This is a genomic window from Tepidimonas sp. (genome assembly GCF_036825565.1).
Taxonomy (GTDB): Bacteria; Pseudomonadota; Gammaproteobacteria; order Burkholderiales; family Burkholderiaceae_C; genus Tepidimonas.
This window is the reverse complement of the sequence record NZ_DAISXZ010000002.1, coordinates 1-13055: the sequence shown is the minus strand read 5'-3', so window position 1 is coordinate 13055 and position 13055 is coordinate 1. Positions and strand designations below refer to the sequence as shown.

The window sequence follows — 13055 nt, the reverse complement described above, 5'->3', positions numbered from 1 at the left end:
GAGGGGGTCAGACTTTGGAGGGGGGAATCGGCGCCAGCGCGATCTTGAGCAGATCGGCCACGGTGTTGGCGCCGAGCTTTTCCATGATGTTGGCGCGGTGCGCCTCCACCGTTTTGATGCTGATGCCGAGGTCGTCGGCGATTTGCTTGTTGAGCCGCCCGGCGACGATGCGCTCGAGCACTTGCGATTCGCGCGTCGTCAGCTTGGCCAGCAACGCCTCGCGCGTGGCGGCCTGCTGGTGCACGGCAAACGTCTCGCGCGCGACGTCGAGCATTTTCTCGACCAGTGCCACGAGCTGGCTTTCGTCAAAGGGCTTCTGGATGAAGTCCAGCGCGCCTTTCTTCATGGACTCCACCGCCATCGGCACATCGCCGTGGCCGGTGATGAAGCAGATCGGCAGCGGCGAGTGACGCTCCAGCAGCCGGTCCTGCAGTTCCATGCCGCTCATGCCGCCCATGCGGATGTCGGCGATCAGGCAGGCGACTTCGCGCGGGTCGTAACGCGCCAGGAACGCCTCGGCCGACTCGAAACATCGCACCCGGTACTCCTTGCCCTCCAGCAGCCATTGCAGCGAGTCGCGCACGGCTTCGTCGTCGTCAACCACGTACACGGTTCCGCGTTTGGGGATCAAGCTCATCGTTGTCCTTCGGGCGTCTGCGCTTCGTTGACAGAGGATGGATGAACACGGGACTCCGCGGCGTCCTGGGGCGACACCGGGATCCAGAAGGTGAACTCGCAGCCCGCGACCTCGCTGCCATTGTAGAGGTTGCGCGCATGCAGCCGGCCGTGGTGGGATTCGATGATCGAGCGGCACAGCTTCAGGCCGATGCCCATGCCTTCGGCCTTGGTGCTGTAGAAAGCTTCGAAGATGCGGTCGAGGCGGTCTTGCGGAATGCCGCTGCCGCTGTCGCGGACGGTGAACGCCACCACGTCGCGGCCCTCGACGGTGCGCGGCACGACCTGCAACTCCACATGGCGTTGGCCGGGCGGCCGCTGGGCATGCTGGATGGACTCGCCCGCGTTTTTCAGCAGGTTGATCAGCACCTGTTCGATCAGAATGGGGTCCACCATCAAACGCGGCAGGCGCGCCGCGACGTAGATGTTGAGGCGCACCATGTGGCGGCGCAGCTCGATGTCGGCCAGCTCAGTGGCGTTGGCCACCATTTGCGCGACGTCGGACAGCGTCGGGTTGGGCTCGCTTTTTTTGACGAAGGCGCGGATGCGCTGAATGATGTTGCCCGCACGCTGTGCCTGCCGCACCGTCTTTTCCAGCGTGCCGAGCAGATCCTCGGGGCCCATTTGGCCTTTTTGCAGCCGGCTGATCATGCCGCTGGCGTAGTTGCTGATGGCGGTCAGCGGCTGATTGAGTTCGTGCGCGACGCTGGAGGCCATCTCGCCCATCGTGATCAGGCGGCTGGCGGTCTCTGCGCGCTCGGCTTGCAAGGCGGCTTGTTCTTCCGCATGGCGGCGCGCGGTGATGTCGCTGGCGATCAGCATCTGCACCAGCCGCCCGTCCACCCAGGTCAGGTAGCGGGTGCGCACCTCCAGCCACTTGCCCAACTCCGGCACCAGGATCTGCGTGTGCTCGGCGATGGCCTCCACCAGCGCATCGGCGGGCAGGCCGACCAGACTGTCCACGTGGTCGGTGTGGTCCTGCGGCGGCAGCACCGGGACGGAAGCGCACAGCTCCAGCATCCGTTCGTGGCCCGCCGCGCCCTGACCAAACCAGCGCTGGTACATGTGGTTGGCAAACAGCAGTTCGCTGCTGTGCAGCGGCGCGACCGAGATGGCCTCGTCCAGGCTGTCCAGCACGGTCGCAAAGCGGTCGTACGAGGCCGTCAGCTCTTCGCGGATGCGCTTGGGCTCGGTGATGTCGGTCATCGACGTCATCCAGCCCGTCTGCCGCCCCTGCGCGTCGACCAGCGGCGAGACGTACATGCGCGCGTAGAAGATGCTGCCGTTTTTGCGCTTGACGGGCACCTCGAAGCCGCCCGGGGCGTTGCGGCCGGCGATCTCGTCCTGCAGGCGGGCCATCAGGGTGTCGTGTTCCGCTTCGGGCCAGTAAGGGAAGGGGGCGGTGGTCCCGATCAGCTCGGCCTCGCTCCAGCCTGTCATGTTGCAGAAGGCGCGGTTGACATAGGTGATGCGGCCCTCCATGTCCAGAGCGCGCATCCCGGTAAGCATGGAGTTTTCCATGGCCCGGCGGAAGTTGGTCTCTGCCACCAGCGCGCGCTGGGCTTGCAGGCGCCGGCGCGTGTGGCGCATATTGCCCAGCAGCATCCAGATCGTCGCCACGCTCATCGCGCCGACGATCCAGAAAAACGCTTCGCTGCCCGCGTCACGGTCGGCGCGCAGGCCTTCGGCGCGCACCAGCAGGCTGTTGCCGATGGGAGAAATCGGCAGTTCGTGCCGCTGTGCCTGCGCCGCCCAGGGCAGGCGCGACAGCGGGGTCTTGATGGGCTTGAGCGGCGTGCCCGCGTGCAAGGTACCGTCTTCGCCGACGAACGTGACGGCGTAGCGCGCCAGCACCTCGGCCGGCACGCCATAGCGCAGCAGCCCCTCGACGGAATATTCCGCCAACACCGCGCCGCCAAAGCGGCGCCGGTCTTCGAAGGGCACCAGCAGCACGATGGTACTGCCGCTGTCGGGCCAGCGCAGGGGGCGTGAGTAGATCGGTTGGTGCAGGTCGCGGGCCAGCTCGAACGCGCCATCGGTGCTGTTGGGCGGCAGCAGATCGCCCGCGCGGCGCTGCGCGTGCGCCGGCGTGCTGGGCGAGGCGTAGCCCGTCACCACCTCCCGGAACGGGCCGATCCAGTGCACCGACAGCAGTTCGGGGTTTTGCATCACCAACGCCTCGGCCTGAAAGACGAACTCCGTCTCCTCGACCGAGCGGTTGGCGATGTCGCGCGCCAGGCGCATGAGCTGTTCCTGCCGCTCCAGCAAGCGCAGGCGCAGACGCTGTTGCGCGTACTCGGTGTCGCGCATCACGGCTTCCTGCTCGCGGTTGGCCTCCTGATCGGTGAAGTAGGCCAGAGCCGAAAAGATCGCCGTCAGAAACAGCAGGACGGACAGCAGCGGCCCCAGGACGGCGAGCCGGTCCTGCCGGCTGGGCGGCAGCCGGTCCCACCACTGGCGCCACCAGTGGCGCGGCGCCACCCACCAGCGGGGGCCGCGCGGGGCGTGGGCGTCGGATGTCGGGCTGGCCATGCCGGCAGTTTAGGGCAAACCCGCAGCGTCGCCATGCCGTCACCTTTCAAAAATTCGCGATGTGAAACGCATAACCGTAGTTTGGAAATTGGCCGATTTCGTGCGAAACTTCGTGGACACGAAAGCGCCTTCGCCGTACCTTTTTCGTGCCAACGAGGAGATGACACCATGTCCCAAACCACCACACCGATTTCCCCGCTCGTAGCCCCCGACGCCGATCCGCAAGAGACGCGCGAGTGGCTCGACGCCCTGGATGCCGTCATCGAACGTTCGGGCCCCGAGCGCGCGCACTTTCTGCTGGAACAGTTGCTCGAAGAAGCGCGCGAGCACAGCATCGACCTGCCGTTTTCCGCCACCACCGGCTACGTCAACACCATCGAGCCGGATGAGGAGGAGCGCAGCCCCGGCAACCTGGAAATCGAAGGCCGTCTGCGCGCCTACATGCGTTGGAACGCGATGGCCATGGTGGTCAAGGCCAACCGGCTCGACCCGCCCGACGGCGGCGACCTGGGCGGGCACATCAGCTCCTTCCAGTCGCTGGCGCACATGTTTGCCTGCGGCTTCAACCACTTTTGGCACGCCGACGACACCGACCAGGGGGGCACGCACGGCGGCGATCTGATTTACATCCAGGGTCACAGCGCCCCGGGCATCTACGCCCGTGCCTTCATGGAGGGCCGCCTGACCGAAGATCAGTTACTGAACTTCCGCCAAGAAGTGGATGGCAAGGGACTGTCCAGTTACCCTCACCCCAAGCTGATGCCGGAGTTCTGGCAGTTCCCCACCGTGTCGATGGGGCTGGGGCCGCTGATGGCCATCTATCAGGCGCGCTTTCTGAAGTATCTGCACGCGCGTGGCATTGCCGACACCAGCCAGCGCAAGGTGTGGGTGTTCTGCGGCGACGGCGAAATGGACGAGCCCGAGAGCCTGGGCGCCATCGGCCTGGCGGCGCGCGAGGGGCTGGACAACCTGATCTTCGTCGTCAACTGCAACCTGCAGCGGCTCGACGGCCCGGTGCGAGGCAACGGCAAGATCATCCAGGAACTGGAGGGCGAGTTCCGTGGCGCCGGTTGGAATGTGATCAAGCTGCTGTGGGGCAGCAACTGGGACCCGCTGCTGGCGCGGGACAAGGACGGCGTGCTGCGCAAGATCATGCTCGACACGCTCGACGGCGACTATCAGGCGTTCAAAGCCAACGATGGCGCCTTCGTGCGCAAGAACTTTTTTGGCCGCCATCCCAAGGCGTTGGAGCTCGTGGCCAAGATGAGCGACGAGGACATCTGGGCGCTGCGCCGCGGCGGCCACGATGCGCAAAAGGTGTACGCCGCCTTCCACCGCGCGCACTACAACACCACCGGCCAGCCGACCGTGCTACTGGTCAAGACCGTCAAGGGCTACGGTATGGGGCGCGCCGGTGAGGGCAAGAACACCGCGCACCAAACCAAGAAACTGTCGGATGAGGACATCCGTTACTTCCGCGACCGCTTCAACATTCCCATTCCGGACAGCGAGCTGCCCAAGATCCCGTTCTACAAGCCGGCCGACGACACGCCGGAGATGAAGTACCTGCACGAGCGGCGCAAGGCGCTGGGCGGCTATTTGCCCAAGCGCCGGGTCAAGAGCGATGAACAGTTCACCGTGCCGTCGCTCGAAACGTTCAAGGCCGTGCTGGAGCCCACGCCCGAAGGGCGCGAAATCTCCACCACGCAGGCCTATGTGCGCTTTTTGACGCAGCTGCTGCGCGACCAAGCCCTGGGTCCGCGCGTCGTGCCCATTTTGGTGGACGAGGCCCGCACCTTCGGCATGGAGGGGCTGTTCCGCCAGATCGGCATCTACAACCCCAAGGGCCAGCTCTACACCCCTGTGGACAAAGACCAGGTGATGTACTACCGCGAGGACAAGGCCGGCCAGATTCTGCAAGAGGGCATCAACGAGGCGGGCGGCATGGCCAGCTGGATCGCGGCCGCCACGTCGTACAGCACCAACAACCGCATCATGGTGCCGTTCTACATTTATTACTCGATGTTTGGCTTCCAGCGCATCGGGGATTTGGCCTGGGCGGCGGGCGACATGCAAGCGCGCGGCTTCTTGCTGGGTGGCACCTCGGGGCGCACCACACTCAATGGCGAGGGCCTGCAGCACGAGGACGGTCACAGCCATATCCTGGCGGGCACCATTCCCAACTGCATCAGCTATGACCCCACCTTCGCGCACGAGGTGGCGGTCATCATCCACCATGGCTTGAAGCGCATGGTGGAAAAGCAGGACAACGTGTTCTTCTACATCACCCTGCTCAACGAGAACTACGCCATGCCGGGCCTGACCCCCGGCACGGAGGAGCAGATCATCAAAGGGATGTATCTGTTCAAGGAAGGCGCGAAGCTCACGCCGCGGGTGCAGTTGCTTGGCTCTGGCTCCATCCTGCGCGAAAGCCTGTTTGCGCAGGAACTGTTGGAAAAAGACTGGGGCGTGGCCGCCAATGTGTGGAGCTGCCCGAGCTTCAACGAACTGGCCCGCGAGGGGCAGGACTGCGAGCGCTGGAACCTGCTGCACCCGACGGAGGCGCCGCGCGTGCCCTTCGTCACCCAGCAGCTGGACAAGCACACCGGCCCCGTGGTGGCCTCGACCGACTACATGAAGGCCTATGCCGATCAGATCCGCGCCTTCATCCCCAAGGGGCGCAGCTACAAGGTGCTGGGCACCGACGGCTTTGGCCGCAGCGACTTCCGCAGCAAGCTGCGCCAGCATTTCGAGGTCAACCGCCACTACATCGTGGTGGCCGCGCTCAAGGCCTTGGCCGAAGAAGGCACCGTGCCGGCAGCCAAGGTGGCCGAGGCCATCGCCAAATACGGCATCGACACCGAGAAGCTCAACCCCCTGTACGCCTGATGGGCCGGAGACGATGAAATGGCAGTGATCGATGTGAAGGTCCCGGACATCGGGGATTTCAAGGACGTGGCGGTGATCGAACTGCTGGTCAAGCCCGGTGACCGGGTGGCGGTGGATCAGTCGCTGATCACGGTGGAGAGCGACAAGGCGTCGATGGAGATCCCCTCCAGTCACGCCGGCGTGGTCAAAGAACTGAAAGTGCAACTCGGCGACAAGGTCAGCGAGGGCTCGGTGGTGCTGACGCTGGAGGCCGAAGGCGCCGCCGCCGCTGCCGTCCCGGAGCCCGCTCCCGCGCCGGTGGCTGCCCCTGCCGTGGCCGCGCCGGTGGCCACTGCGGTGCCTGCCCCCGCGCCAGCGCCCACACCGGTCGTAGCGCCGGTGCCCACGGTGGCGCCTGCCGCTGCCCCGTCGCCGGTTGCGCCGCACCAACCCGCATCCGCCCCGGTGCTTGGTTTGCCGCACGCCTCCCCGTCGGTGCGCAAATTCGCCCGGGAACTGGGCGTACCGCTGGCCGAGGTCAAAGGCTCGGGGCCCAAGGGCCGCATCACACTGGAAGATGTGCAGGCCTTCACCAAAGCCGTCATGGCGGGCACCTTGCAGACGCAGGCCCAAGCCGCCCAAGCGCCGTCGCCTGCCGCCGGCACCAGCGTCGGGCTGGATCTGCTGCCCTGGCCCAAGGTGGACTTTGCCAAGTTTGGTCCCATCGAGCGCAAAGAGCTGGGCCGCATCAAGAAGATCAGCGGTGCCAACCTGATGCGCAATGCCGTGATGATCCCGGCCGTCACCAACCACGACGATGCCGACATCACCGAACTGGAAGCCTTCCGGGTGCAGCTCAACAAGGAGCACGAGAAAAGCGGCATCAAGGTCACGATGCTGGCTTTCCTCATCAAAGCCTGTGTGGCCGCGCTCAAGAAATTTCCCGAGTTCAACAGCTCGCTGGACGGCGACGCGCTGATTTACAAGCACTACTGGCACATCGGCTTTGCCGCCGACACGCCCAACGGCCTGGTCGTGCCCGTGATCAAGGACGCCGACCAGAAGGGCATCCTGCAGATCAGTCAAGAGATGGCCGATCTGGCCAAGAAGGCGCGCGAAGGCAAGCTGGGCCCCGCCGACATGAGCGGCGCCACCTTCACCATTTCCAGCCTGGGCGGTATTGGCGGGCGCTATTTCACGCCCATCATCAACGCGCCAGAGGTGGCCATTCTGGGGGTGTGCAAGAGCCAGATGGAACCGAAGTGGGATGGCAAGCAGTTCGTGCCGCGCCTGATGCTGCCGCTGTCGCTGACGTGGGACCACCGCGTGATCGACGGTGCGGCCGCTGCGCGCTTCAACGCCTATCTGGGCCAGATCCTGGCGGACTTCCGCCGCGTGTTGCTGTGAAGGGAGTCCGACCATGGCACTGATCGATATCCAGGTTCCCGATATCGGCGACTTCAAGGACGTGGCGGTCATCGAACTGCTGGTCAAGCCGGGCGACACGGTCCAGGTGGATCAGTCGCTCATCACGGTGGAGTCCGACAAGGCGTCGATGGAGATCCCGTCCAGCCACGCGGGTGTGGTGAAGGAACTCAAAGTCAAGCTGGGCGACAAGGTCAGCGAGGGGGCGGTCATCCTGTCGCTGGAGGTGGCGGGTGACGCGGCCGCGGCGGCGCCGACAGCGGCCAGCTTCGGCGGCAGCGCCGACCTGGCGTGCGACGTGGTGGTGTTGGGCGGGGGGCCGGGCGGCTATTCCGCCGCGTTCCGCGCCGCCGACCTAGGGCTGAAAGTGGTGATCGTGGAGCGTTACGCCACGCTCGGTGGCGTGTGCCTCAACGTGGGCTGCATCCCGTCCAAGGCACTGCTGCACGTGGCCGCCGTGATGGACGAAGTCCGCCACCTGGCCGATCTGGGCGTGGATTTTGGCGCCCCCAGCGTCAACCTCGACAAGCTGCGCGGCCACAAGGAAAAGGTCATCGGCAAGCTCACGCGTGGGCTGGCCGCCATGGCCAAGATGCGCAAGGTCACGGTGGTGCGTGGTTACGGGGCCTTTGTCGGCCCCAACCACGTCGAAGTGGAAGAAACCACTGGCAGCGGCCAAGACAAGACCGGTAGCAAGACAGTGGTGGCGTTCAAGCGGTGCATCATCGCGGCGGGTTCGCAGGCCGTGCGGCTGCCGTTTTTGCCCGACGACCCGCGCGTGGTGGACAGCACGGGTGCTCTGGCGCTCGAGGAAGTGCCGAAAAAGATGCTCATCATCGGCGGCGGCATCATCGGGCTGGAGATGGGCACCGTATATTCCACCCTGGGCGCACGGCTGGATGTGGTCGAAATGATGGACGGCCTGATGCCCGGTGCCGACCGGGATCTGGTCAAGGTGTGGCAAAAGATGAACGCCCACCGTTTTGACAACATCATGCTCAAGACCAAGACGGTGGGGGCCGAAGCCACGCCCGAAGGCATCAAGGTGCAGTTCGAGGGGCTGGACGGCACCAAGAGCGAGGGCCTGTACGACCTAGTGCTACAGGCCGTGGGCCGCGCGCCGAATGGCAAGAAGATTGCTGCCGACAAGGCCGGCGTGGCCGTGACGGACCGCGGCTTCATCAACGTCGATGTCCAGATGCGCACCAACGTGCCGCACATCTTTGCCATCGGCGACATCGTCGCCCAGCCCATGCTGGCGCACAAGGCCGTGCATGAAGGCCATGTGGCGGCGGAGGTGATCGCTGGCGAACTGCTCGGGGATGCCGCCCTGGCCCGCAGTGCGTTCAATGCGCGGGTCATTCCCAGTGTGGCCTACACCGACCCCGAGGTGGCTTGGGTGGGTCTGACCGAAGACCAGGCCAAGGCGCAGGGCATCCCCGTCAAGAAAGGCTTGTTCCCCTGGACGGCTTCGGGCCGCGCCATTGCCAATGGTCGCGACGAAGGCTTTACCAAGCTGCTGTTCGACGACCGCCCCGAGGCGCATGGCCACGGCAAGATCCTGGGCGGCGGCATCGTGGGTACGCACGCGGGCGACATGATCGGCGAGATCGCGTTGGCCATCGAGATGGGCGCCGACGCGGTTGACATCGGCAAGACCATCCATCCGCACCCCACACTCGGCGAGAGCATCGGCATGGCGGCGGAGGCGGCGCACGGCAGTTGCACCGATCTGCCGCCGCCGCGCTGAGGCTTGGGTGGGGCCACGCGCGGGGGACGAGGCGCCCCGTTGCGCGTCGTCCGCACGCATCCGCGCATCGTTGCATGCCGATGCAGCCACGTTGACGCGCGTCAAAGTCCCGTTGTGGGGTTTCTCTAGGATGGTGACAGGGGTCGTTGGCGACCCGGTATTCATCCCTGGAGGAACACATGAGCAAGACTTGGCAGACGGCGCTGCGCCGCACGATCGCGGCGGTGGGCATGGGTATGGCGGCTTGGGGGGCGCAGGCCCAGTCCGCCGATCCGCTGGTGATCGGTGAGGTCATTGCCCGGGACCGCTGTGCGGTCTGCCACGGTCCGTGCGGGCAGAGCGTGGCGCCCAACTTCCCCCGCCTGGCGGGCCAGAATACCCAGTACTTGGCGCGTCAACTCCAGGCCTTTGTCAGCGGCGAGCGCAAGGACACCGCGATGACCGAGAAGGTCAAGGGCCTGAGCCCCGGCGACATCGAAGCGGTGGCCGAGTACTACGCGCGCCAGAGGCCGGGGCACACCCCCAGCGGTGACGAGCTGCTGTTGGCGGTGGGTCGCTACATCTACGATCGAGGCAACCGCCACACGGGCCTGCCGCCGTGCGCCACCTGCCACGGGCCCGGCGCGACCGGCACCACCGAACTGCCGCGCTTGGCAGGCCAGCACCCGCAGTACATCGTTCGTCAGGTGCTGGCGTTCAGGGAGCGCACGGGGAGCCGCGACAACGCCATCATGCGCGTGATGTCGCACCGCCTGAGCGACCTGGAGCTCGAGGCGGTGGCGGCCTATCTGGGCAACCTCAAGTGATTGCCCGCGGTGCGGTTCACGCCTCGGCGGCGGCGTCCGCCGCCAGCCCGCCCATCACCTGGCTGAAGCCACCGTCGACGTAGATCACCTCGGCGCTGATACCGGCCGCCAGATCGCTGAGCAGAAAGGCCGCCGTATGGCCGACGTCGTCGATCGTGACGTTGCGCCGGATCGGGGCGTTTTGCTCCACGACGCCGAGGATCTTGCCGAAGCCTTTGATGCCGCTGGCGGCCAAGGTCTTGATCGGACCGGCCGATATGCCATTTACACGCCAGCCGCGCCGTTGGCTGCCAAGCGACTCGGCCAGGTAACGGACACTGGCCTCCAGGCTGGCCTTGGCCAGCCCCATCGTGTTGTAGGCCGGCACCATGCGCACGCTGCCGAGGTAGGTCAGCGTCAGCAGCGCGGCGTGGTCGTTCAGGTATGGGCGCGCCGCCTTGGCCATGGCGGGAAAGCTGTAGGCGCTGATCTCGTGTGCGGTGCGGTAGGCCTCGCGCGACAGGCCGTCGAGGAAGTCGCCGGCGATGGCCTCGCGCGGCGCGTAGCCGATGCTGTGCACGAAGCCGTCGAACGTCGGCCAGTGGGCCGACAGTTCGCGGAACAGGCGCTCGATGTTGGCGTCGTCGGAGACGTCGCACTCGAACACGAGGTTGGAGCCGAACTCGGCGGCGAACTCCGTGATGCGGTCCTTGAAGCGCTCGCCGACGTAGCTGAAGGCCAGCTCCGCCCCCTGGGCGCGGCAGGCGCGCGCGATGCCGTAGGCGATCGAGCGGTTGGACAAAACCCCAGTGATCAGCAGCTTTTTGCCGGCCAGAAAACCCATTGTTCGTGCTCCTCGTGGTGCGGAAAAAATCCTGCAGAATTGTCGCATGCACGACTGGCCCCATTCGCCGAGCCTTCCGCGCGTCCCTCGCGCCCCTCGCTGCGATGGCGGCGGGGTGGGGGCCGGGGGCACGTCGGGCGGCCCGTGGCGCTGCGGCCTGTGGGCAGCCGCCGCTGTAGGCCGTGCGGTGGGGGGGCTGCTGGCGGCGCTGGTGTTGGGGATGTGCGCCCCCGCCTGGGCCGCGCACGGCTATGCGCTGTGGGGGCACCTGAAGTATCCGCCGGGCTTCGCGCACTTCGACTACGTCAACCCGGACGCGCCCAAGGGTGGTGAGCTGCGGCTGGTCAGCAACCTGCGCACCTCCACGTTCGACAAATACAACCCGTTCACGCTGCGCGGCAGCGCCCCGGCTTACTTGGCCGATCTGCTGTTCGACAGCCTGTTGAGCGGCGCGGCCGACGAGGTTGGCGCCGCTTACGGGTTACTGGCGCAGGACGTGCAGGTGGCGCCGGACCGGCTGAGCGCTACCTTCCGGCTGCGGGCCGAGGCGCGTTTTCACCACGGCAAACCGGTGCTGGCCGAGGACGTGCGCGACACCTTCGAGACGCTGCTCGGACCGCACACCTCGCCGGTGTACAAGACGATCCTGGCCGACCTGGCCGACCTGGACGGCGTGGACGTGCTGGACGCGCGCACGGTGCGCTTTCGTTTCAAGCGCCCCAACCGCGAGCTGCCGTTGACGGTGGGCGGCATTCCGATCTTCAGCCGCGACTGGGGCGTGGATCCGGCCACCGGCCGGCGCAAGCCGTTCAACGAAGTGGTGATGGACACCCCGATCGGCAGCGGCCCCTACCGCATCGGGCCGGTCAAGTTCGGCAAGGATATCACCTATGTGCGCGACCCGGATTACTGGGCGCGCGACCTGCCGGTGCGCCGTGGCACGTTCAACTTCGACCGCATCACGGTCAAGATCTATAAGGACAACACCGCGCGGCTGGAGGCGCTCAAGGCCGGTGAGTTCGATCTGATGCGCTTCTTTTCCGCCGGCGACTGGGCGCGGCGCGTCAAGGGTCGGCGCTTCGACAGCGGCGAGCTGGTCAAGGCCGAGTTCCGCCACCGGCTGCCGACGGGGTTTCAAAGCTACGTGCTCAACACCCGCCGGCCACCGCTCGACGACCGACGCGTGCGACAGGCGCTGGCGCTGGCGCTGGACTTCGAGTGGATGAACGAGCGTCTGTTCTACGGCAGCTACGAGCGCGTGCGCGGGCTGTTTGGCAACACCGCCTGCGCCGCGCAGGGCGAGCCGGATGCGGCGCAGCGCCAGCTGCTGCAGCCGTGGCGCGCGCAGCTGCCGCCGGAGGTGTTCGGGCCGATGTATGAGCCGCCGGTGGCCGGCACGCCCGAGCGGCTGCGCGCCAACCTGCGCCTGGCGCAGGCGCTGCTGCGCCAGGCTGGCTGGACCTACCGCGAAGGGGCGCTGCGCAACGCTCAAGGGCAGCCTCTGGTGCTGGAGTATCTAGATAGCAACGAGGCCGGCGCGCGCGTCGTCACGCCGTGGGCGCTCAACCTGGCGCGGCTCGGCATCGAGCTGCGTTTCCGCCCGGTGGACTTTGCGCTGTACCAGCAGCGGCTGCGCACCTTCGACTTCGACATGATTTCGCTGGCGTTCCAGGGTACGCACAGCCCGGGTGCGGAGTATGCGGACCTGTTTGGTAGCGCGGCCGCCCGCACCGAGGGTTCCGGCAATTTCAGCGGACTGGCCAGCCCGGCGGTGGACGATGTGATTGCGCGCATGGTGCAGGCGGACACCGAGCCCGCGTTCTTGGCGGCCTGCCGGGCGTTGGAGCGTGTGGTGGCGCACAGCCAGGTGCTGATTCCCCAATGGTCCGCGCCCACGCACCGCATGGCCTACAACGCCTGGCGGTTGGCGCGCCCCGCCGACATGCCCCCATACGCCGGCGGCGAGGGCTGGGCGATCGAAACCTGGTGGGCGACATCGGCCGCCCCGGCCGCGCGCTGACGGGAGCTGTATCCATGTGGGCTTACATTCTCAAGCGCTTGCTGCTGATGATTCCCACGCTGTTCGGGGTGTTGTTGCTGACGTTCGTGGTGATCCAGTTCGTGCCCGGTGGGCCGGTGGATCAGTATCTGGCCGAGGCCCGTGCCGGGCTGGGGG

8 protein-coding genes and 1 pseudogene are annotated in these 13055 nt (G+C 66.4%); 6 read left to right on the top strand and 3 right to left on the bottom strand.

Going from position 1 to position 13055, the window contains the following annotated elements; translation table 11 throughout:
* Positions 1-7: 7 nt before the first annotated feature.
* Together V7026_RS00575 and V7026_RS00570 are read right to left on the bottom strand one after the other, a co-directional pair.
* Complete coding sequence (locus tag V7026_RS00575; protein WP_334153303.1) at positions 8-637, bottom strand: response regulator transcription factor; 630 nt, start codon at positions 635-637, stop codon at positions 8-10.
* Positions 634-3207 carry a PAS domain-containing sensor histidine kinase gene (locus V7026_RS00570; protein WP_334153302.1) on the bottom strand — a complete coding sequence of 858 codons (2574 nt, stop codon included), beginning with the start codon at positions 3205-3207 and terminating at the stop codon, positions 634-636. Before V7026_RS00570 ends, V7026_RS00575 begins: the two co-directional genes overlap by 4 nt.
* 168 nt (positions 3208-3375) lie before the next feature.
* Between V7026_RS00570 and aceE the strand changes: the two genes are divergently transcribed.
* From aceE to V7026_RS00550, 4 genes are all read left to right on the top strand, one after another.
* Complete coding sequence (gene aceE / locus V7026_RS00565) at positions 3376-6096, top strand: pyruvate dehydrogenase (acetyl-transferring), homodimeric type (protein WP_334153301.1); 2721 nt, start codon at positions 3376-3378, stop codon at positions 6094-6096.
* Between the two features lie 18 nt (positions 6097-6114).
* Positions 6115-7482, top strand: a complete 1368-nt coding sequence (aceF, locus tag V7026_RS00560; protein WP_334153300.1) for a dihydrolipoyllysine-residue acetyltransferase — start codon at positions 6115-6117, stop codon at positions 7480-7482.
* Between the two features lie 13 nt (positions 7483-7495).
* A complete protein-coding gene (gene lpdA / locus V7026_RS00555) occupies positions 7496-9250 on the top strand; it encodes a dihydrolipoyl dehydrogenase (RefSeq protein ID WP_334153299.1) in 1755 nt (584 codons plus the stop codon).
* Positions 9251-9429: 179 nt separating this feature from the next.
* The gene (locus V7026_RS00550; RefSeq protein WP_334153298.1) at positions 9430-10056 is read left to right on the top strand and encodes a c-type cytochrome; all 627 of its coding nucleotides are present in this window, start codon (positions 9430-9432) and stop codon (positions 10054-10056) included.
* 16 nt (positions 10057-10072) lie between these two features.
* Here V7026_RS00550 and fabI read toward each other — a convergent pair whose 3' ends face one another.
* On the bottom strand, positions 10073-10879 hold the full coding sequence (gene fabI / locus V7026_RS00545; protein WP_334153297.1) for an enoyl-ACP reductase FabI: 807 nt from the start codon (positions 10877-10879) through the stop codon (positions 10073-10075).
* A gap of 220 nt (positions 10880-11099) precedes the next feature.
* On the opposite strand from fabI, the gene V7026_RS00540 reads away from it, so the two are divergent.
* On the top strand, positions 11100-12899 hold the full coding sequence (locus V7026_RS00540; protein ID WP_334153377.1) for an extracellular solute-binding protein: 1800 nt from the start codon (positions 11100-11102) through the stop codon (positions 12897-12899).
* A 14-nt stretch (positions 12900-12913) separates the two neighbouring features.
* Positions 12914-13055, top strand: a pseudogene (locus tag V7026_RS00535) (microcin ABC transporter permease); the annotation flags it as partial.

What these genes read in the sequence shown, in the direction of transcription:
- V7026_RS00575 (WP_334153303.1), bottom strand. Translation starts at nt 637, where the DNA reads ATGAGCTTGATCCCCAAACGCGGAACCGTGTACGTGGTTGACGACGAC.
- V7026_RS00570 (WP_334153302.1), bottom strand. Translation starts at nt 3,207, where the DNA reads ATGGCCAGCCCGACATCCGACGCCCACGCCCCGCGCGGCCCCCGCTGG.
- aceE (WP_334153301.1), top strand. Translation starts at nt 3,376, where the DNA reads ATGTCCCAAACCACCACACCGATTTCCCCGCTCGTAGCCCCCGACGCC.
- aceF (WP_334153300.1), top strand. Translation starts at nt 6,115, where the DNA reads ATGGCAGTGATCGATGTGAAGGTCCCGGACATCGGGGATTTCAAGGAC.
- lpdA (WP_334153299.1), top strand. Translation starts at nt 7,496, where the DNA reads ATGGCACTGATCGATATCCAGGTTCCCGATATCGGCGACTTCAAGGAC.
- V7026_RS00550 (WP_334153298.1), top strand. Translation starts at nt 9,430, where the DNA reads ATGAGCAAGACTTGGCAGACGGCGCTGCGCCGCACGATCGCGGCGGTG.
- fabI (WP_334153297.1), bottom strand. Translation starts at nt 10,879, where the DNA reads ATGGGTTTTCTGGCCGGCAAAAAGCTGCTGATCACTGGGGTTTTGTCC.
- V7026_RS00540 (WP_334153377.1), top strand. Translation starts at nt 11,100, where the DNA reads ATGTGCGCCCCCGCCTGGGCCGCGCACGGCTATGCGCTGTGGGGGCAC.